Source organism: Sorangium sp. So ce1335, assembly GCF_051521615.1.
Taxonomy (GTDB): Bacteria; Myxococcota_A; Polyangia; order Polyangiales; family Polyangiaceae; genus Sorangium.
The window spans coordinates 4,804,630-4,823,063 of the sequence record NZ_CP150363.1 but is presented as its reverse complement, the minus strand read 5'-3'; the positions used below and the strand labels follow the sequence as shown (position 1 = coordinate 4,823,063).

Annotated in this window: 17 protein-coding genes; 11 read left to right on the top strand and 6 right to left on the bottom strand. The window is 70.9% G+C overall.

Going from position 1 to position 18,434, the window contains the following annotated elements; translation table 11 throughout:
* Positions 1-44 precede the first annotated feature (44 nt).
* Both WMF24_RS17695 and WMF24_RS17690 read right to left on the bottom strand, forming a co-directional pair.
* On the bottom strand, positions 45-1,622 hold the full coding sequence (locus WMF24_RS17695; RefSeq protein ID WP_437737596.1) for a hypothetical protein: 1,578 nt from the start codon (positions 1,620-1,622) through the stop codon (positions 45-47).
* 661 nt (positions 1,623-2,283) lie between these two features.
* Positions 2,284-3,051 (bottom strand): hypothetical protein, encoded by a 768-nt coding sequence (locus tag WMF24_RS17690; RefSeq protein WP_437737595.1) that lies wholly within the window; start codon positions 3,049-3,051, stop codon positions 2,284-2,286.
* A gap of 736 nt (positions 3,052-3,787) precedes the next feature.
* Between WMF24_RS17690 and WMF24_RS17685 the strand changes: the two genes are divergently transcribed.
* The 5 genes from WMF24_RS17685 to WMF24_RS17665 are packed head-to-tail and all read left to right on the top strand — an operon-like array spanning position 3,788 to position 7,165.
* On the top strand, positions 3,788-4,519 hold the full coding sequence (locus tag WMF24_RS17685) for a TRP-like protein (protein WP_437737594.1): 732 nt from the start codon (positions 3,788-3,790) through the stop codon (positions 4,517-4,519).
* Positions 4,520-4,523: 4 nt separating this feature from the next.
* Complete coding sequence (locus WMF24_RS17680) at positions 4,524-5,402, top strand: DUF4388 domain-containing protein (protein WP_437737593.1); 879 nt, start codon at positions 4,524-4,526, stop codon at positions 5,400-5,402.
* The gene (locus WMF24_RS17675) at positions 5,399-6,202 is read left to right on the top strand and encodes a ParA family protein (RefSeq protein ID WP_437737592.1); all 804 of its coding nucleotides are present in this window, start codon (positions 5,399-5,401) and stop codon (positions 6,200-6,202) included. The genes WMF24_RS17680 and WMF24_RS17675 overlap by 4 nt, the downstream gene beginning before the upstream one ends.
* Positions 6,174-6,737: a hypothetical protein gene (locus WMF24_RS17670; RefSeq protein WP_437737591.1), complete on the top strand. Its 564-nt coding sequence runs from the start codon at positions 6,174-6,176 to the stop codon at positions 6,735-6,737. Before WMF24_RS17675 ends, WMF24_RS17670 begins: the two co-directional genes overlap by 29 nt.
* 53 nt (positions 6,738-6,790) lie before the next feature.
* Positions 6,791-7,165 carry a hypothetical protein gene (locus WMF24_RS17665; RefSeq protein ID WP_437737590.1) on the top strand — a complete coding sequence of 125 codons (375 nt, stop codon included), beginning with the start codon at positions 6,791-6,793 and terminating at the stop codon, positions 7,163-7,165.
* 60 nt (positions 7,166-7,225) lie between these two features.
* Here the strand turns inward: WMF24_RS17665 and WMF24_RS17660 are convergent, their stop codons facing one another.
* On the bottom strand, positions 7,226-8,236 hold the full coding sequence (locus WMF24_RS17660; RefSeq protein ID WP_437737589.1) for a helix-turn-helix domain-containing protein: 1,011 nt from the start codon (positions 8,234-8,236) through the stop codon (positions 7,226-7,228).
* Positions 8,237-8,387: 151 nt separating this feature from the next.
* On the bottom strand, positions 8,388-9,365 hold the full coding sequence (locus WMF24_RS17655) for an SMP-30/gluconolactonase/LRE family protein (protein ID WP_437737588.1): 978 nt from the start codon (positions 9,363-9,365) through the stop codon (positions 8,388-8,390).
* 515 nt (positions 9,366-9,880) lie between these two features.
* On the opposite strand from WMF24_RS17655, the gene WMF24_RS17650 reads away from it, so the two are divergent.
* The 6 genes from WMF24_RS17650 to WMF24_RS17625 all read left to right on the top strand — a co-directional run bounded on the left by WMF24_RS17650 (position 9,881) and on the right by WMF24_RS17625 (position 16,352).
* The gene (locus tag WMF24_RS17650; RefSeq protein ID WP_437737587.1) at positions 9,881-10,876 is read left to right on the top strand and encodes a PAS domain-containing protein; all 996 of its coding nucleotides are present in this window, start codon (positions 9,881-9,883) and stop codon (positions 10,874-10,876) included.
* Between the two features lie 217 nt (positions 10,877-11,093).
* Positions 11,094-11,966: an ABC transporter permease gene (locus WMF24_RS17645; RefSeq protein WP_437737586.1), complete on the top strand. Its 873-nt coding sequence runs from the start codon at positions 11,094-11,096 to the stop codon at positions 11,964-11,966.
* Entirely contained in the window at positions 11,963-12,805 is an 843-nt protein-coding gene (locus WMF24_RS17640) for an ABC transporter ATP-binding protein (protein ID WP_437737585.1), read from the top strand. Before WMF24_RS17645 ends, WMF24_RS17640 begins: the two co-directional genes overlap by 4 nt.
* Positions 12,802-13,851 (top strand): ABC transporter substrate-binding protein, encoded by a 1,050-nt coding sequence (locus WMF24_RS17635; protein WP_437737584.1) that lies wholly within the window; start codon positions 12,802-12,804, stop codon positions 13,849-13,851. Before WMF24_RS17640 ends, WMF24_RS17635 begins: the two co-directional genes overlap by 4 nt.
* Complete coding sequence (locus tag WMF24_RS17630; RefSeq protein WP_437737583.1) at positions 13,848-14,303, top strand: nucleoside deaminase; 456 nt, start codon at positions 13,848-13,850, stop codon at positions 14,301-14,303. The genes WMF24_RS17635 and WMF24_RS17630 overlap by 4 nt, the downstream gene beginning before the upstream one ends.
* 450 nt (positions 14,304-14,753) lie before the next feature.
* Positions 14,754-16,352, top strand: coding sequence for an amidohydrolase family protein (locus tag WMF24_RS17625; RefSeq protein ID WP_437737582.1), 1,599 nt, complete (start codon positions 14,754-14,756; stop codon positions 16,350-16,352).
* Here the strand turns inward: WMF24_RS17625 and WMF24_RS17620 are convergent.
* Both WMF24_RS17620 and WMF24_RS17615 read right to left on the bottom strand, forming a co-directional pair.
* Entirely contained in the window at positions 16,320-17,303 is a 984-nt protein-coding gene (locus tag WMF24_RS17620) for an asparaginase (protein ID WP_437737581.1), read from the bottom strand. The two genes, WMF24_RS17625 and WMF24_RS17620, sit on opposite strands and share 33 nt — an antisense overlap.
* A 4-nt stretch (positions 17,304-17,307) precedes the next feature.
* On the bottom strand, positions 17,308-18,270 hold the full coding sequence (locus WMF24_RS17615) for an SMP-30/gluconolactonase/LRE family protein (protein ID WP_437737580.1): 963 nt from the start codon (positions 18,268-18,270) through the stop codon (positions 17,308-17,310).
* Between the last annotated feature and the right edge of the window lie 164 nt (positions 18,271-18,434).

Here is an 18,434-nt window from a genome sequence, read left to right as displayed (position 1 = left end):
AACGTTGGAGAGCGCACGCCACGGCCGGTCCACGCCGCGATGGATCAGTACATCAGGGTGCCCTGGCCGAGCTGGAAGTTGATGTTCGCGCCGAACTGGTCTCGCGCGTTCGTCACACGCGAGATGGCGTTCGAGATCCGGCTCTGGCGCTGCGACCAGCTGGAGGCCGCGAGCCCTGCCGCGATCTCCCCCTTGGCCGTCTGCAGGTGATTCTGGGAGATCGCGTGCAGCGGGACGTTGCCAGGGGGCACGGCGAGGACCTCCAGCGCGTCGTCGATCTCGACCTCCGCGAGCTCCATCAGGCGGAGCTGGATGTCCGACCGGGTGTCGTGGAACTGGTTGACGAGCGTCTGCGACGCCTGCAGGCGCTGCTTCGCGATGTCGAGGTTGAACGCGGCGTTGAGGACGCGGAGGAACCGCCCGATGTTCACGACGTCCACGGCCGAGAAGACGATCGGGGTGCCGAACCGCGCCTCCAGCTCCTGGCCCGCGGGCGAGTTGGGGAAGAAGCCCGGGAACGTGTAGAAGGAAATCCCGTCCTCGATGGTGTTCCCGAAGGCGTTCGTGTGGAAGAACGGCGGCGTGTCCGCGGCCTCGATGAGGGGCGGCGTGTTGAAGGTGCCGTCGCCGTACCCGTGGGGGAACCCGAGGTCCAGGACGTCGATGTTGGGCGCGGACTGCCCCAGCCCGCCGAACCCGCCGTCGAACACCCCGACGGTGCTGCCCGCAGGGGCCTTTCGGGTCCCGGTATCCAGGTTGCGGTTCAACCCGGAGTCCTGGTGGTTCGCGCCCGCGTTGCCGTGGCACACGTTGCAACGGCCCCGCTGCGGGTCGAGGAACGCCTGCCGCCCGTCGCTCGCCAGGGGGTCGAAGAGGTTTACCTGCGTGAGGTCGAGCTCGTTGGTCCGGCCGACGCTCATCTGGAACGCCAGCGCGAGATCGAGCTCGTCCGCGGTCGGGAGCCGGAACGACACCCCCGGCTGGCGGCTGAGATCCTTCGGGAGATGCTGGATGATGGCGCCGGTGAGGAACGAGCGGAGCGAGCCGTCGCCGGGCGCGCCGTCGCCCGACCAGCCGGTGCGGTGGACCGGCGGGACCGCCGTCCCATCCACCGGGTCGGGGTCGATGGTCGTCGCCAGGGAGAAGATGTGGGGGACCGACCGCGTCGCGAACTTGTTGGCGAGGTCCTCGAACCCGTCGAGGTTCTCGAGGATCAGCCCCTGCGTCCTCAGATCGGCGGTCTCGAGCCCGGCGAGGTCGGGGTCGTGCTCGAAGACGAACAGCGGATCGAGCGGGTCGCTCTGGTCGAGCGCATTGATGAAGGGGACGTCGATCGTGTAGTTGTTCTCGACGGGGTGGCAGGTGCCGCACTTGCGGCCGTTTCCGTCGAACGTCTCGCGGAAGAAGATGTCGGCCCCCGCGCAGACCTCGGCGGACACGAGCCCGGCGATCACGCGAGGGTCCTGGTTGCAGGCGGCGAGCCGGTCCTGCGCGGTGAGCGCGCTCGACGCGGCCAGAGCGCTCTCGGACGCGCCCTCGGGCTCGTGAGGCGCGCAGGAGGCCATCGAGGCAACCGCGATTGCCGAGCCGAGGATCAGGAGCCCGGGTCTTGGAAATGACATGTCAATCTCTCTCCCTGTTGCCGTTGTTCTGTGCTTGTCGACGTGGCTGCTCCGGGAGCCCCGCCGGACGCGCGCGGGAGCGCACGTGCGCCCGCCGCGCATCGCCGCGCGCCCGCGCGCGGCCCGGCGCATGGCCTCGTGCCGCGGAGGCTGCGCGCGCCGCCGGCCGAGGGGGGCGCAGGTCGCGCCCGTCAGCGCCGCGTGCGGCGGTGGATGACGATGGCTCCCAGGACGAGCGACGGTGCCCCGCGCGGGCCTCCTACCGCAGAGCTCGTTTGCCCCATGTCATGGACCACCGGAGCACATGCTTCCAATGAATAGGCGTCATGCCCCCCGTGCAACAGATTCATCCCGCCGCGTCGCGAGCCGAGCTCCGCGTTCGCTGGATGTCCGGCTCCGAAGACGGGCGCCGCGCGGGCCGCAGGTCGGCACCGGCGACCTGACGTAGGCGCCCGAAGCCACCCGAGCATGCGAGGTTCGCCGTGCTCGCTCCCTCTCCTGGGGCACGGGCGTGTGGAGCGACGGTGATCCTTGAGCCCCTCACGAAAGGGAGAGAGCGCGGCGCGCGGCGAGCGCCGCGACGGGTGGGTGCTGGGGGTGCTGGGGGTGCTTGAGGAGGAGGGCGCGCGGGCGCAGCCGGGGAGGCCTCAACCGCGCTGCATCACGCGGCGATCACCCTCGGCATCGCCGACCGCGCCATCACCTGGCTCACGCCGTCGTTCTCGTGGTCGTCCATGGGGGCGCCCACGGGGTGCGCGATGGCGTAGCGCAGGAGCTCGTGCGTCCACGGCTCGAACAGCGCGAACACCTGGTCCGCGAGCGCCTTGTACCGCGCGCGCGTCTCCGCGTCGAGCGAGATGCCCGCGAGCGCGGCGTGATCCGCGTCCACCGTGTGGCCCGATTCGCGCTCGAAATGATGCGGGCCGCAATAGCGGAGCTGCGTGTCAAGGCGCTCCTCCAGCGCCTTGGCCAGCGGGAGCATCGCTGAGAAAAGGACGTTGCCGGTCTCCTCGATCGCCTCGATGATGACGAGCCGCTCGAGACCCGACGTGCCCTTGATGAGCTCCGTGAGCCGGGCTGCGAGGATTCGATTCTGAATCGTCTCTTCCCCCCACAGGAAGTTCATCCAGTCCGAGCCCCGCGCCTCGATGTCGAAGCCGAGCTTCGCCAGATCCTCCAGGTACCACGGCCAGTGGTGATCGTCCTCCCGGGTGTGGACGTTCACCATGTCCTGGTACATGTCCGGGTCGCGCTCGTCACGGAGCACGAACCGGTTCAGGTCGCCGAAGCTCAGGATGAAGTAAGCCATGCATGGATAGAAGCCGAGCCGCTCGAGAGGATCGAGCCGCTCGTCCCGCATGCGCTCGAACAGGGGTAGACGAGCGTACGCCTGCTTCTTCTGGAAAATGTGCCGCAAGACCTGCCGCATAAGCGATCTCCTTTCGGCTGCGTGTATCAGTTGGTCGAGTTATCCCTCTGTTTGCTGCTCCAAGCACCGCCGGCGCTTCGTGAAGCCCCAAGATAAGTTTACAATGTCACCAGAATGGGCGCGGCTGGATCCCACCCGGGTTGAAATCCTGCACGAACCCCCCTTGCTGCATTCCGAGCTTGATTTTCGATTTTCGCTTCGAACCACCTCAGACGTTGGTCAACGTTTGGGGGGTGCTCCCACTCGGTGAACACAATCTAGCGCAAGTATGGCGTAAGCTGAATCCAATATCTTCAGGGTTCTCGATATCGACGTCGGACCTGGACTCTGCAGGTAGGAAAACGAGCGCCGATGTGCGACGCCTATTCCCATGTTACGATCGTGTGACAATCGATCCGCCGGGCGCCCGGCGGCGCAATCGATCCGCCGGGCGCCCGGCGGCGCAATCGATCCGCCGGGCGCCCGGCGGCGCAGCGGCTGATCAGATAAGGAGTGGGGCGACGCGCTCGCCCAGCCCAAGGCTCCCTCGCTGTCACGTGGGCCGATGTCGCATCACGCATCGTGTCGAGTGTGGCTCTGGCCGACCCCACACGCTCGCACCTGGCACGATGTCGATCCCGCTGGAGCGCGCCGACGACCGCAGGCGCGAGCTCGCAATCAAACAGCTTGAAGGCCGGCGGGCAGGGCATGTAGCTTGCCGAGTTGTGCCGTGAAAGACCAAAACGACTCAGCTTTGGTGACGGAACCCGAGAGCCGCGCGATCCCGAAGGGCGTACCCGTCCGGGAGGAGGTCGTGCGGCTGGTCCGTGAGAAGCGCTACGAGGAAGCGCTCGCGGTGCTCTACCGCGCGCGCTCGGAGTCGCCCAACGATCGCGAGCTGCAGACGAGCATCGAGCGCATCAAGGAGTTCCTCGCGGGCGCCTACGCCAAGCGGCTCGGCGGCCTCGATCAGGTGGCGGGGCCCATCCCGGTCGCGGCGGGCCGCTCGCCCGACGCGCTGATGGTGGCGCGCTACATCGATGGCTCCTCGACGTTCGATGACATCGTGCAGATGTGCCCGCTCGGGAAGCTCCGCACGCTGCAGGTGCTCGTCGGCCTCTACACGGGGAGAGAGGTCGCGTCGCCGTTCAGCGAGACGACGCCGGTGTCCCGGCGGGCGCCGGCGCCGTCGTCGCCCGACCTCGCGTCGGAAGCGGGGCCGCCGACCCTGCCGACGCGCGGGCTGGAGCGGCGAGCGCCGGAGCCTCCCCCCGAGAGCGCGCCATTCACGCTGCGGGTGGTCGAGACGGAGGAAGATCGGCGCTACCGCGAGGCGTTCTCGCGCGGCACCGCCGCCTTCGTGCAGCGCCGCTTCGCCGAGGCCGTCGACGCCTTCGAAGCCTGCGTGAAGATGCGCCCGGGCGACAACGCGGCGGCGGTCATGCTGCGCCGGGCGCAGCGCGACCGCGACCTCGACCTCGGAGGCTGACGGGATGCCGATCGTCGTGATCGCGGATCCCGATCTGCGCGAGCGCATGCGATGCATCCGGGTCATCGCCGGACAGGCGCCGGTGAGCGCGCTCGGCGCCGCCACCTGGGAGGAGCTCGAGCAGGCCCTCGACGGCGCGCAGCACGTGGAGCTCATCATCTACTCACCGTCGCTCCCGGGCGGGCCGGAGGACGCCATGGCGCGGCTCCTCCGCCGCACGGAGCGGCTGGTGCTCGCCGTGAACGAGGGCGAGGAGATCCCGGCGGCGGTGAGCGCCATCACGCGCGTGACGCGGCCCATCGCCGAGGAGACGCTCGTCCTCATGGCGCACGCCGCGGGCGCGCAATCGGCGCCGATCGGCATGAACTTCGTGCCCGTCGATTTCTTGCAGATGATCTGCATGTCCGGCGACTCTCACGTCCTCGTGGTCAGCAGCGAGAGCGCGGACGTGGGTCTCATCGAGGTGCGGCGCGGCCAGGTGTGGACCGCGTTCGACGGCCTCGGCGTGGGCGAGGAGGCGTTCGCGCGGCTCATCCGCCCGGGGATGCGGGTGCGCGTCACGCCGTCCGTCGGCTCGACGAAGGAGCGCACCATCTTCAAGGATCTCCAGGAGCTCGTGCTCGACTCGCTGCGCCGCATCGACGAGGGCAGCGTCGACGTGCCCCCGCCGATCTCGTCGAGGCGCCTCCAGGTCGCGCTCGCCTCGCCGGAGCAGATCGCGACCCGCATCAAGCAGCTCAACGCCGACGCGCGGCGCCTCCTGATGGAACGCAGCTACAGCGAGGCGGCCCGCGTCCTCATCGACCTCTCCGCGCTCGACCCCGCGTCCACCCTCGTGCGCGCAAACCTGGAACAGCTACGCAAGCTCGGATACCCCAAATGACCCGATCGATCGCATTCGCCAGCCTGAAGGGCGGAGTCGGAAAGACAACCGTGGCGCTCAACTGCGCCTTCGCCTTCGCGCGCCGGGGCGCGCGGACCCTCCTCGTCGACACGGATCTGCAGGGCGCCATCGGCATGTCGCTCGACGGCGTGAGCGACCGCCCCGGCCTGGCCGCGAGCCTCGCGCGCGGCGCTCCACCGCTGGAGGGCGTGGTGAAGACCCGCCTCCCGGAGCTCTGTCTGCTGCCCATGGGCCCCGTCGACGCGCTCGACGAGGATCGCTTCTCCGTGAACGCGCGCGAGGCCAACCTCGTTGGGCGCATCCTGGAGCAGGGCCAGCGCGACTTCGACCTCGTCCTGTTCGACACGCCGGCCGGGCTCGGCGGGATGTCGCGCCTCGCGATGGAAGAGGTGGACAGCGTCATCGCCGTGGCGCAGTGCGAGCCGCTCGCGCTGCGGGCCCTGCCGCGGCTGCTCGAGATGCTCGCGCGGCTCCGCGAGATCGGCGCCGCCTGCTCGCTCCTCGGCGTGGTCGGCACCATGAGCTCGTTCCGCGATCCGGTGATGCTGGCGTCCCTGGAGGAGCTGTGGTCGCTCTACCGCGATCAGGTGTTCGACACAGCGGTCCCGCGCGACAGCACGTTCCTCCAGGCGAGCCGCGCCGGCGTGCCGCTCGGGCTGCTCAGCCGCCGTCCGCCGGCGGTCTCTGCGGTGTTCGACAAACTGGTGGCCGAGATCGAGGAGCGCCTCGGCACCACGGCAGGAGGCGAGGATGACGGCCCGATCCGTCTCGTGGACTGACGCGCAGCGGGTGAGCTCGCTTCTGGCGCAGGTGACCGCGCCGCGCTCGCAGGAGCGCACGACGCTCGTGAGCCCCATGGCGCCGCCGCGCCCGGCCGCGCCGGCGGGCAAGGCCGCGCCCGCGCCGGTCAAGGTCGCGCAGAGGCCGCCGAAGGAGGTGCCGCGCCTCGTGCAGACCTCCGACAACCCGGCCGACCGGCTCGACGCGCTCGTCGCCTGGACGCTCGCGCACCACGCGTGCGCGGGCGCGTTCGTCGCCGACGACAACGGCCTCACGCTGGCGGCGCACGGCATCTCCGAGGCGCACGTGTCCCTCGTGGGCCCGCTGCTCTCGGCGCTCGTCGGCGTGCGCACGATCCCCGGCGTCGACGCCACGGCGGGCGCGCTCTGGCTCGGCGCGCAGATGATGTCCTGGGTCGAGGCGCGCACGCCCCGCGGCGGCTTCTGCCTCGGGACCGTGGGCGACGAGGCTCTCTCCACGCGGGCGTTCGAGCAGCTCAAGGAAGCGCTCGAGACGACCCTGCGCGGGCTGTAACAGATTCGTTTTTTTCAAGGCGGGCGCGGGCGCCCAGGAGCAACGGAAGCACGATGATCGATACCAAAGTCCTCGAGGCCGCAGTCCACGATCTCCGCAGCATCCTCCGCGATGGGCTGCTCGCCACCGACATCTGGGATCGCACGGCGGGCCTGTCGCTCGCTGGCTTCAACGCGCAGCCGGTGGCGGTGGCCCTCTTCACGCGCATCACCGAGGAGCTGGACAGCTCGCTTCGCGACTCGAACTTCCCGCCGCTCGGGCGGTATTACCTGCTCGACATGGCGGGCCACCACACCGTGGTGGTGGTCAACCACGGCAAGCTGCTCCAGGGCATGCTCGTGGACAACAAGCGGGCGAACCTCGGGATCCTCATCTCCGTGGCCATCCCGCGGATGATCGAGACGGTCGCGCAGGCCATCGAACGTTGACCGAACGTTGAGCGAACGTTGAGCGAACGTTGAGCGAACGTCGACGGAGCGCTGCGCGGCTCAGCCCCCCGCCCCGAGCTCCCTCTCGTCGCCAAAGCAGCCGTCGTCCGTACCCGTCCGGTGCCGCGCGCGGTACTCCGAGGGGCTCAGCCCCTCGGAGCGCCGGAACTGCTCGGCGAAGCGCGACGCCGACTCGTAGCCGCACGACGTCGCGACCTCCAGCACGCCGTGGCGCCCCGAGCGCAGCAGCGTCTTCGCCAGCTCGAGCCGCTCCTTCCACAGCAGCGCCCGGAACGAGACGCCCTTCGCGCCGAGCCGGCGGCGCAGCGTCGCGTTGCTCACCCCGAGCGCGCGCGCGACGTCCTGGGCGGCCCAGGCGCGCGCCGGATCGCGGCGCACGAGCGTCCGCACCGCGAGGGTGGGATCGAGCGACAGCGTCGACGACGCGGCGCGCGCCTCCTCGAGCTGCTCGCGGTGCTGGAGCAGCAAGGTCAGGATGAGGTCCTCCAGCCGGTGCTGGAGGAGCAGCGCGTGCGCGCCGGGCAGGAGCAGCGTGTTCACGAGGTGGATGAGCGCCTGGATCGACGGCATCGCGGAGCGCAGGAGGTGCGGCCGGTCCGCCTCGAAGCCGCCGAGCCCCCGCTGGACGCAGAGCGTCGGGTAGCGGCGCTGGAGCCGCTCGTCGACCTCGCTCAGGAGCTCGATGGTGAACGAGCGGTAGACGCCGCGCTCCGGGTCGGGCTCGTTCACGAGCTCGAGCGGGATGCCCTGCGGCACGAGCAGGATCTGCCCCTCCCGCGCGACGAGGCGCGTGTTGCCGTCCGGACCGTCGAGGAAGATCCGCTTCGCGCCGTCGAGGATGAGCACGACCAGCGGCCGCGAGAGCCGCTGGATCTGGATCCGCTCGCGCGCGCGGGTGAAGACGCCGATCCATCGGGCGAGGCCCGCGCCGGCCGCGCCGTACGCCGCGGACGCGCTCTCCAGCCGGGAGATGGCCTCCCGGAGCGCGCCCCAGGCCTGGGCCTGATCCGTCGGCTCGAGAAGTCGGGTGAGCTGGATGTTCGGCTTCATCGTCTCGTTCCTGATCCTTGATTCCTGATCCAAGCGTCCGGAGGCCTGGTCATCGACGGGCGCATCGCTCGCCGCGGGGGCGGGCTGGAGGCCGACCGGGGCGGATCAGCCTAACCGCGCCGCCCCGGCGGCCAAAGCGCCGCGCCGCGGCTCACTCCACGTCGAGCAGGACGATCGCGTCGTCGTTGAAGAGCGGCACGAGCAGGCGGCTCCTCGCGCGATCCCAGCCGAGATCGGCGGGGCTCGGGAGATCCTCGGCGAGGGTCGAGACGCGCGGCGCCGCGTCGCCGGTGGGATCGATCTCGAAGACGGCGCTCGCGTCCCAGCTCGACACGAGGAGCCGGCCGTCGTCGAGGCGCACGAGGCCGTCCAGCGTGCCCGCGGGCAGCGCGATCTCGCGCCGCCGCGCCCCCGAGGCGTCGCCCGAGGCGTCGCCCGAAACGTCGCCCGAAACGTCGCCCGAAACGTCGCCCGAAACGTCGACGGCGTCGACGCGCGCGGCCCCGAGGTAAGCGACCCAGACCTCGTCGTCCGCGCACGCGACGCCGTTCGGGTGCGGCAGCGCGGGGTCGGCGAGCAGCCGCGACACCTGCCCGGCCGGATCGACGACGACGAGCGCGTCCGTGCCGGTCCCGGTGATCGCGCCGTCCTCGACGGTCACGCCCGAGTCGGAGACGACGAGCGATCCGTCGGGCATGACCGCGATGTCGTTGAGCAGGCCGGCGCCGGGCACCTCGATGTCCTGGATCGGCGCGCCGTCGCTCGCGTCGAAGACGCGGATCGCGTCGATGTCGGCCACGTAGAGCCTGCCGTCCACCACGGCCATGCCCTTGGGCGCGCTCAGGGTCACGGCCTCGGACGCGCCGTCGATCCAGGTCGGGTCGAGGACCTCGCCGTCCGGCGAGACGCGCGAGATGAACCCGCGGTCGTCCTTGTCGACGGGCGAGCCGACGATGTTCGAGACGAGGTACACGTCGCGCTCCGTGTCGTGGAGCACGGACTCGGGGGTCGTGAAGCCGCCGACGATGCGGCGCTCCGGCGCGGCCGGGGCCGGGCTCTCGGCGCACGCCTGGAGGGCGGCGGAGAGGCAGACGAGGACGGCGGCGAGGCGCTTCGGCGAGGTGTTCATGGGGGAATGCCCTCTCGGTTGGACGGGCCCGGCGACGCGCCGGACCGTGGGCCTACCGTGCGCCCGGCCGCCGCGCGGCGCGCGCCCGCGGCGCTCATTGACGCGCCCGAAACGCTCACGCGGCGGATGGACAAGGGTCTTTACTTGTCTGGCCCGTCCAGGATCGCCTGCTCCCGCGCCCCGTCCGGGCCCGGGATCCGCTCGAGGTCCGCCGCCGTGAGACTCCGGATCTCGCGAAGCTTTCGCGGTGATACGCCACCTCGCGCCCGGTCCACTCCCGCCACATCGGTCGACCGCGCGCCCCGCGCGGCGCCCCTCGCGCCGAGGGGACGAGCTCGAGTGTTCCGCCGGCAGCCGAGGCCCGTGTGCGCGGGTGCGGCGTGTGAGGGGATATGCTCTATTCCTGTGCAGGGCCGATGCGCGGAACCGCAGCGTCGACCACGCCGGTCTCGCAGACGACGTTGCGCCCCGGACAGTCTTCGGATATGCGATCACGCTGACACCTGGTACCCCGAATGCACTCCGATCCTGAAAACGAGATGTCGCTCGGTGAACAGGTCGTGGCGCTGCGCGGCCGCGTGGCGGAGCTGGAGCAGGAGCTCGCCGAGGCGCGGCGGGCCGGCGCGGCGCGGCGCGACGACGCCGAGGACCAGGGAGAAGGGCTGCTCGCCAGGTTCTTCTCGGTGGAGGCCGCCGGCCACGCCGCGCTGCTCGACGCGATCCCGGCGATGGTGTTCTTCAAGGATCGAGATCACCGGTACCTCGCCGTCAACAAGGCCTACACAGATCATTATCGCCTCTCGGCCGACAAGATCATCGGCAAGCGCGATGAGGACATCTTCATCCCGGAGGTCGCGCGCAGCTACCACGACAACGACGAGGCCATCATGGTCGACGGGATCCCCCGGCTGAACGTCGAGCTCCAGTGGAAGCTCGAGGACGGGACCGACGGGTGGACCCTGGAGAACATCGTCCCCTTCCGCGACGCGCACGGATGCGTGATCGGGATGGTGGGCGTGGTCGTCGACGTGACCGCGCGAAAGCGCACGGAAGAGGCGTTGCGGCACACCGAGGCCGAGCTCCTCGCCAGCCAGGCGCGCCTCCTCGAGACGATCGCGGCGCTGTCGACGCCGGTCCTGCCGATCGAGCACGGGATCCTCGTCCTGCCGCTCGTGGGCCACCTCGACGAGACCCGGAGCAGCCAGCTCATGGCGGCGCTCCTGCAAGGCGTGGAGCGCCACGACGCCGAGTTCGTGATCATCGATCTCACCGGCGTCCCGTTCATCGACAGCACCGTCGCGCGCCACCTCCTGCGCGCTGTGCAGGCCGCTGTCCTGCTCGGCGCGCAGTGCGTCCTCGTCGGCATGTCCGCGGGCACCGCGGCGTCCCTGGCGAGCACCGGCGAGGCGCTGGAGGAGCTCGTCCTGCTGAGAGACCTCCGGGCCGGCGTGCGTTACGCGATGGCGCGGCGAAAGGCCATGGCCCGCGCCTTCCCCGTGGCGCTCCCGTGAGGCGAGATGCTGCGGTGAGCGCCCTCCGCACACCTCGTTGACGCCCCTCTCGCGCGCCAGATCGCGCTTGACGGGTCGGCGCCGGACTGATGACATCCAGTCAGGCCAATCCTGATGAAGGTTGCTTGACCGCCTGCTTCCCGGGCGCCGACATGAGCCCACATCGGGGCCGGATCACCCTCTGTCCCGACTCGGTCTGTCTCGAGAGAACGTCACGATGGGAGGCTCGGAGGCCTTCACGAGGATGCTTGTCGACTCGAAGCCGCTCGCGCCGTCGCGCCAGTGCGGGCGGGCGCCGCCGCGCTGGCTCGCGCTCGGCCGCGCCGTCCCGGGCCGGGCGCGCCTCGCGCTCGGCGCGGCGAGCCTGCTGCTGCTCGCGGCGGCCTACGCGTGGATCCCGGACCGCAGCGGATCCAGCGCCGCGATCGTCCCGACGCTCGCGAGCATCGGGGTCGCCACGGCCGAGGCGCTCGCGTCGCGGGAGCTGTGGATCGATGTCCAGCACAGCTTCCTCCGCGTCACAGCGGGGTTCGCGGCCGCCGCGATCCTCGCCGTCCCGCTCGGCGTGCTCGCGGGCGCGTTCCGCGCGATCGCCGCGCTGCTCGAGCCGCCGACCGAGTTCCTCCGCTACGTCCCGGTGCCGGCGCTGATCCCGCTGGTCATGATAGCGTCCGGCATCGGCGAGGGCGCGAAGGTCCTCGTCGTGTTCCTTGGCACCTTCTTTCAACTCCTGATCATGACCGCGGACGAGGTGCGGCGCGTCCCGGCGCCGCTCGTCCAGATAAGCCAGAGCCTCGGGGCCTCGCGGCGCGAGATCGTGTTGCGCGTCCTCACCCCGGCCGCCCTCCCCGGCGTCTGGAGCGCGCTGCGCATGTGCAACGGCTGGGCGTGGAGCTACGTCGTCGTCGCGGAGCTCGTGGCCGCGACCGAGGGGCTCGGCTTTCGCATCCTGCGCTTCTATCGCTTCCTCCAGACGCCGAGCATCTACGCCTACCTGCTCGTGCTGGGGCTGCTCGGCCTCGGGCTCGACTGGGTGTTCCGCGCGGCCTCCCGCCGGCTCTTCCCCTGGGCGCGCGGGGGCGCGGCATGAAGCTGTCGCTGCGCGGCGTCGGCAAGTCGTACCCTGGTCGCCGCGGCGAGACGAGCGCCCTGCTCCCGTTCGACATGGATGTCCGCGAGGGCGAGTTCATCAGCCTTGTCGGCCCCTCCGGGTGCGGCAAATCGACGCTCCTCCACATCGTCGCCGGGCTCGCGCCGGCGACCACCGGGACGGTCGATCTCGACGGCGAGCGCGTCCTCGGCCCCGGCGCCGAGATCGGCCTCATGTTCCAGCAACAGACGCTGTTCCCCTGGCTCAGCGTGCGCGAGAACGTCCGCTTCCCGCTGACCCTCGCCCGCGCCCGCGCGCGCGGGGGCGAGCGCGACGGGCAGGCGGCGGCCCGGGTCGACGACCTGCTGCGCCTCGTCGGGCTCTGGGACTTCCGCGACAGCCTCCCCGCGGAGCTGAGCGGCGGCATGCAGCAGCGCGCCGCCCTCGCGCGGGCGCTCGTCGGGCGGCCCGAGGTGCTGCTGATGGACGAGCCGTTCGGCGCGCTCGACGCGCAGACGCGCGAGGACATGCAGGAGCTCCTGCTCCACCTCATCCAGCATCACCGCATCACGACGCTGTTCGTCACGCACGATGTGGACGAGGCCCTTCTCCTGTCCGATCGCGTCGTCGTCTTCTCGGAGCGGCCGGGCCGCGTCCTGGCCAGCCTCGACGTGACGTTCGCGCGCCAGGCGCGGTCGTCGGAGCTCAAGCTCGACGAGGCCTTCCTGCACCAGAAGCGGGAGATCCTGGCGCTCCTCCGCGGCCGCGCGCGCACGGCGGCGCAGCGCGACCGCCTGCTGTTCGGGCTCACCAACACGCCATCGAAAGGGGGATCATGAAACGAAGGACCGTCTTGCAAGAGCTCGGGGCAGCGCTCGCGTGCCTCGTCCTGTCCGCGGGCTGCTCCAACAAGGAGGCCGCGCCGGACCAGGCGCCCTCCGCCGCGCCCGCGGCGGGCGAGCGCCCCGGCGCCGCGGCCCCGCCCGCCGAGCCCGTGAAGCTCACCGTGGGCCACGACCTGTGGATCGGCTACTCGGGCGTCTTCCTCGCGAACGAGCTCGGGTATTTCAAGCAGGCCGGCCTCGACGTCGCGCTCAAGCCGTTCTCGAACCCCGGGGACACGCTCGCGGCCCTGGCCTCGAACCAGCTCGACGTCGGGCTCACCACCCTGCAGAACCTGGCCGTGCTGAACGGCAACAGCGAGACGGACGTCGTCGCCATCGCGCTCGTCGACAGCTCGAACGGCGCGGACGCCGTCGTGGCGAAGGAGAGCATCAAGACGATGGCCGACCTCAAGGGCAAGACGGTCGCCCTCACGCTCGGCGAGGTCAACCACATGCTCTTCCTGTTCGGCCTGGAGAAGAGCGGCGTCAGCCCGGGCGACGTGAAGATCACGAGCATGAGCGCCGACGACGCCGGGGCCGCGTTCGTCGCCGGGAAGGTCGACGCCGCGGTCACCTGGGAGCCGTGGATCACGAAGGCGACGAAGAACGGCGGCCACGTGATCTTCACGAGCGCCAGCATGCCGGACACGATCACGAACTCGGTGGCCGTGCACAAGGCGAAGATCGAGGCGGGGGGCGACGCCTACAAGAGGCTCCTCGGCGCGATCGACCGCGGGGTCCAGACGTTGCGCAGCGAGCCCGACAAGGCGCACCCCATCATCGGCAAGTACCTGAGCGCCTCGCCCGAGGACGTGAAGGGCATGCTGGCCGGCGACAAGATCTACGATCTGGCCGACAACAAGCGGCTCTTCGGCACGGCGGAGCAGGCGGGCCCCGCGGTGGCGTCGATGAAGTCGGTGATCGACTTCGCCGCGCAGTCCAAGCTCGTCAAGAAGGCGCCGGCGCCGGAGTCGCTGCTCGACGGGAGGCTCGTCCGATGAGCCGCGACGAGGCCTTGATGGCGCGGGCGCTCGAGGTCGCGCGCGGCGCGCTGGAGGCGGGCGAGCCGCCGTTCGGCGCGCTCGTCGCGGCCCCGGACGGCACGATCGTGGCCGAGGCGACCGACGAGGTGAACGCCCAGCGCGACTTCACGTGGCACGCCGAGGTCGGCGCCGTCCGCCGCGCCTGCGCGGCCGTCGGGCCCGATCTGGAGGGATACACGCTGTACACGACCGTGGAGCCGTGCCCGATGTGCTTCACCGCGGCCTGGCTCGCCCGGGTCAGCCGCATCGTGTTCGGCTGCACGATGGCCGAGGTCACGGAGGCGACGGGCGGGGCGCAGCGCGAGCTTGCCGTCCCGGCGCAATGGATGAACGAGAAGTCCGGCGCGCCCCTCGAGCTCGTCGGCGGCGTCCTCGACGATCAGTGCCTCGCGCTGTTCGCGCGGGCGTAGAACAAGGATCACGTTGATCGAGCGAGAAATGAACCGCCAAGACGCCAAGAAGAAGAGAGCAAGACGATGTCTTGGCGTCTTGGCGGTTCGAAGTTCTGCTCGTTTCAGGCGGGTTCAACCCGTTTGTCGCTCTGGATGCCGCCGCCGCGCCGGCCGGCCCTCGCCCGGTGGCGCCGTCGCTGCCGGAGCCCTGACGCCGACGGACTGCTGCTGAGGAAGCAGCGGCGCTGCGGCGCTGCTCGGATCCGAGCAATGCGCGGCGGCGGGCGCTGAGCGGCGCCGGGCAGGGCGCCGAGCCAGAGCGCCGGAGGGGCGCTGAAATCGAGCGGCAGAGACGGAGCCGGGGGCCGCCGCGCCGGGGCACGCGCGTTGCAGCGTGCTGCGCGCCAGCACGGCCAACGATCTTGCGCCGGCGACATCGGCGCGCCCCTACCCTTTCCGGAGTCTTGCATGTCCGACCGTATCGCTCGTCTCAAGGCCTCGCCCTCCGTGGCGGTCAAGGAAAAGCTCGATTACCCCGTCATCGACACGGACATCCACACCAACGATTACACGCCGGCCCTCGAGGACTTCGTCGCCACGTACGGCGGCGCCAAGCTCGTCGACGATCTGCGCAAGGCGCTCAGCTCCCGGCGCCGCAACGCCGAGAACAGCAGCGGCAAGGACTGGTACACGCAGACGCCGGAGGAGCGGCAGCACCACCGCACGGTCAGGTCGCCGTGGTGGGCGCGGGTGACGCGCAACACGCTCGACGTCGCGACGTACCACATCCCCGCGCTGCTCGCCGAGCGCCTGGAGGAGCAGGGGTCCGATTACTCGGTGCTGTTCCCGAACAACACCCTCGCGCCGCTCGCCGTGAAGGACCCGGGCCAGCGGCAGGCGCTCCAGCGCGCGATCAACCACTACCACGCGGACCTGTTCCGCAAGTACAGCGACCGCCTCACCCCCGTCGCCGGCATCCCGCTGAACACGCCGCAGGAGGGCATCGAGGAGCTCGAGTTCGCCGTCAAGAAGCTCGGGCTCAAGGCGATCAACATCGCCGGCGGCGTGCGCCGCCCGATCAAGGCGATCGCGGAGAAGTACCCCGCGGACCAGCACCCGGAGATCGCCAGGTACGCGACGTACATCGACTTCTACGGCATCGACAGCGAGCACGACTACGATCCTTTCTGGGCGAAGGTGGTCGAGCTCGGCGTGCCGGTGCTCACCCATTACGGGAGCCAGGGCTGGACGGGGCGCTCGTCGATCAGCAACTACATGAACAACCACATCGGCCATTTCGCCGACGGCTCGGAGGCGTTCGCCAAGGCGCTGTTCTTCGGGGGCGTCACGCGCCGCTTCCCAGGGCTGCGCATCGGCATGCTCGAGGGCGGGGCGGACTGGGGCGCGCGGGTGTACATCCACCTCGTCGACAGGTTCCAGAAGCGCGGCCCCGAGGGCCTGAAGCACTATGATCCCGCGGCGACCGACCGCGCGCTGCTCACCGAGCTGTTCCGGCGCCACGGCGGGGATCTCGTGAAGGGCCGCTCGATCGAGGGCGAGCAGCTCATCGCGGACACGCTCGGCGCGAGCTACACGAGCGACGCGCGCCAGCCGGCGCCGGAATACCGCAACGATTTCGCGGCGGCGGGCATCGAGAAGATCGAGGACATCCGCGACCGCTGGGTGAACAACTTCTTCTTCGGGTCCGAGTCCGACGACCGCACCATCGCCTCCGCGTTCAACACGAAGGCGAACCCCCTCGGCGCGAAGATCAACGCCATCTACTCCTCCGATGTCGGCCACTGGGACGTCCCCGACCTCACCGAGGCGCTGGCGGAGAGCTGGAACCTCGTCGAGGAGGGCGTTCTCAGCGCCGAGGACTTCAAGGCCTACGTGTTCGAGAACCCGTACAGGCTCTACACCGAGGCCAACGCGAGCTTCTTCAAGGGCACGCGCGTCGAGGAGAAGCTGAAGCGGCAGGCGACGGCGCAGGGCGACGATCGGCGCGCCCCGCAGCCGCAGAAGGGCGACGGGTCACCCGCCAAGCCGCGCGAGATACGCGCGTAGCGCCGCCGCGTCGAGCCCGGCGCCCAGCGCGAACATCAGCGCGAGCCGCGCCTTGGGCCCCGAGAGCGCGCCCGCGGAGATCACCCCGAGATCCCGCAGCCGCCGCCCGCCGCCGGGCGCGCCGTACGTCGGCGTGACCCGGCCGCCGGGGCAGCGCGAGCTCAGCACGACCGGCGTGCCGGCCGCCACGAGCTCCCGGATCACGCCCTCCCAGCTCCCGCTGACGTTGCCGGCGCCCGAGCCCTCGATCACCACGCCGCGCACCTTCGCGTCGAGGAGCGCGCGGAGGAGGAGGTCGTCCATCCCGGCCGCCATCTTGACGAGGTAGACGCGCGGCTCGGGGTCGACGAGCGGCAAGGTCGGTGTCCTCGCGGGGCGCGCGTGGACGCGCACGCCCTCGCCGTCGACCGAGCCGAGCGGCCCCGCGCCCGGCGAGGCGAACGTGCCCATCGCCGTCGTGTGCGTCTTCATCACGCACCGGGCGGCGTGGATCTCGTCGTTCAGCGCGACGAGCACGCCGAGCCCGCGCGCCGCCGGATCGACGGCGATCCGCGCCGCGGACACGAGGTTGCGCGGGCCGTCGGTGCCCGCCGTGCTCGCGTCGCGCATCGCGCCGGTGAGCACCACCGGGGTGTCCCCGTCGAGCAGCAGGTCCAGCGCGAACGCCGTCTCCTCGAGGGTGTCGGTGCCGTGGGTGACGATGACGCCGGTCAGCGCGGGATCGGCCGTCAGCCCGCGCACGACGCGCGCGAGCGCCGCGACCCTGTCCGGGCCGAGGTTCCAGCTGCTCTCCAGGCAGAACTCGGTGACCGCGATATCGGCGATGCGGCCGAGCGCGGGGACGTCCGCGACGAGCTCCTCCGCGCGGACGGCGGGCACGGCGGCCCCGGTCTTCGGGTCGACGCGGCTCGCGATGGTGCCGCCGGTCGTGACGAGGTGAACGCGGGGCATGGGATCACCGCATGTGCGCGAGCGGGAGCCCCGCGACGGGCGCGCGGAACGAGAGGAGGTGCGGCATCGCCAGAGACCCCATGATACAGGTGCGGAGATCCGGGCCGCCGAACGCGATGCTCGTCGGGAGCTGCACGGTGTTCCCCGCGCAGGCGCCGAGATCGGCCGGCTCGAGCGTCCCGTTCCTCAGCTTCACGGTCATCGCCTCGAGGGTCGCGGGGCGCGGGTCCTCGAAGACGGTCTGATGGCTGCCGTCGGGGAAGATCACGACGAGCCCGTTGCGGCAGACGGCCGCCACCCAGATGTTGCCCTCGGCGTCGAAGGCGAATCCATCCATGAGCCCGCCGATACCGAGGCTGTCCGGCCCGAACTGCTCGCGCTCGCCGAGGCTGCCGTCGTCGCGCACGGGGAAGCGGATGAGGCGGCCGGGGACGGTCTCGACCGCGTAAAGGAACCGCTCGTCGGCGTCGAGGCGCACCTCGTTCGTCAAGCTGATGTTGTCGGCCACGATGCGGGGGCCCTTCTCGTCGACGAGCACGATGTACCCGTCGCGCACGTTGCCCACGACCGCGTTCCACCACGGGAGCTGCCGGGTCAGGACGGAGATCCAGAGGCGATCCCGCGAGTCGACGAAGCAGAAGTTCACGGCGCCGAGCGGCTTGCCGTCGATGGAGTCGAGGAGGACCTCGGACCGGCCGTCGCGGTGGAGCTTGTGGACCTTGCCGCCGGAGAGGGCGGCGACGATGAGGTTGCCCTGGCGATCCATCGCCATGCCGTTCGGCTCGCCCACCTCGGGGCCGAGCGTCGCCTGCCGCCCGTCGGGATCGATGCGCGTCGCGATGCCGCGGGCGTCCGAGGCCCAGAGCGTGCCGTCGGGCTCGGCGATCACGCACTCGGGCCGGACGAGCCCCTGCCCCACAACGTCGATTCGCGACAGATCGAGGGTGAACCCCCTGACGGATGACATCGAATGACCTCCCGGCCCGGCACCGCGCCGCGCCCGCTCGACGCGGGCGAGCCTAACACCCCCCTCGAGGCGGCGATATCGGGAGCCGCCGATACGTCCGGGACCGGCCCGACCCGAACTGCCCCTGCGCACGACGAGGTCCGCGCCAGCGCGGCGGGCAAAAA

Excerpts from the sequence above, each read along its gene's own strand:
- WMF24_RS17615 (WP_437737580.1), bottom strand. The coding sequence starts at position 18,270 with ATGTCATCCGTCAGGGGGTTCACCCTCGATCTGTCGCGAATCGACGTT.
- WMF24_RS17645 (WP_437737586.1), top strand. The coding sequence starts at position 11,094 with ATGGGAGGCTCGGAGGCCTTCACGAGGATGCTTGTCGACTCGAAGCCG.
- WMF24_RS17675 (WP_437737592.1), top strand. The coding sequence starts at position 5,399 with ATGACCCGATCGATCGCATTCGCCAGCCTGAAGGGCGGAGTCGGAAAG.
- WMF24_RS17625 (WP_437737582.1), top strand. The coding sequence starts at position 14,754 with ATGTCCGACCGTATCGCTCGTCTCAAGGCCTCGCCCTCCGTGGCGGTC.
- WMF24_RS17640 (WP_437737585.1), top strand. The coding sequence starts at position 11,963 with ATGAAGCTGTCGCTGCGCGGCGTCGGCAAGTCGTACCCTGGTCGCCGC.
- WMF24_RS17620 (WP_437737581.1), bottom strand. The coding sequence starts at position 17,303 with ATGCCCCGCGTTCACCTCGTCACGACCGGCGGCACCATCGCGAGCCGC.
- WMF24_RS17650 (WP_437737587.1), top strand. The coding sequence starts at position 9,881 with ATGCACTCCGATCCTGAAAACGAGATGTCGCTCGGTGAACAGGTCGTG.
- WMF24_RS17680 (WP_437737593.1), top strand. The coding sequence starts at position 4,524 with ATGCCGATCGTCGTGATCGCGGATCCCGATCTGCGCGAGCGCATGCGA.
- WMF24_RS17635 (WP_437737584.1), top strand. The coding sequence starts at position 12,802 with ATGAAACGAAGGACCGTCTTGCAAGAGCTCGGGGCAGCGCTCGCGTGC.
- WMF24_RS17630 (WP_437737583.1), top strand. The coding sequence starts at position 13,848 with ATGAGCCGCGACGAGGCCTTGATGGCGCGGGCGCTCGAGGTCGCGCGC.
- WMF24_RS17670 (WP_437737591.1), top strand. The coding sequence starts at position 6,174 with ATGACGGCCCGATCCGTCTCGTGGACTGACGCGCAGCGGGTGAGCTCG.
- WMF24_RS17665 (WP_437737590.1), top strand. The coding sequence starts at position 6,791 with ATGATCGATACCAAAGTCCTCGAGGCCGCAGTCCACGATCTCCGCAGC.
- WMF24_RS17690 (WP_437737595.1), bottom strand. The coding sequence starts at position 3,051 with ATGCGGCAGGTCTTGCGGCACATTTTCCAGAAGAAGCAGGCGTACGCT.
- WMF24_RS17655 (WP_437737588.1), bottom strand. The coding sequence starts at position 9,365 with ATGAACACCTCGCCGAAGCGCCTCGCCGCCGTCCTCGTCTGCCTCTCC.
- WMF24_RS17695 (WP_437737596.1), bottom strand. The coding sequence starts at position 1,622 with ATGTCATTTCCAAGACCCGGGCTCCTGATCCTCGGCTCGGCAATCGCG.
- WMF24_RS17660 (WP_437737589.1), bottom strand. The coding sequence starts at position 8,236 with ATGAAGCCGAACATCCAGCTCACCCGACTTCTCGAGCCGACGGATCAG.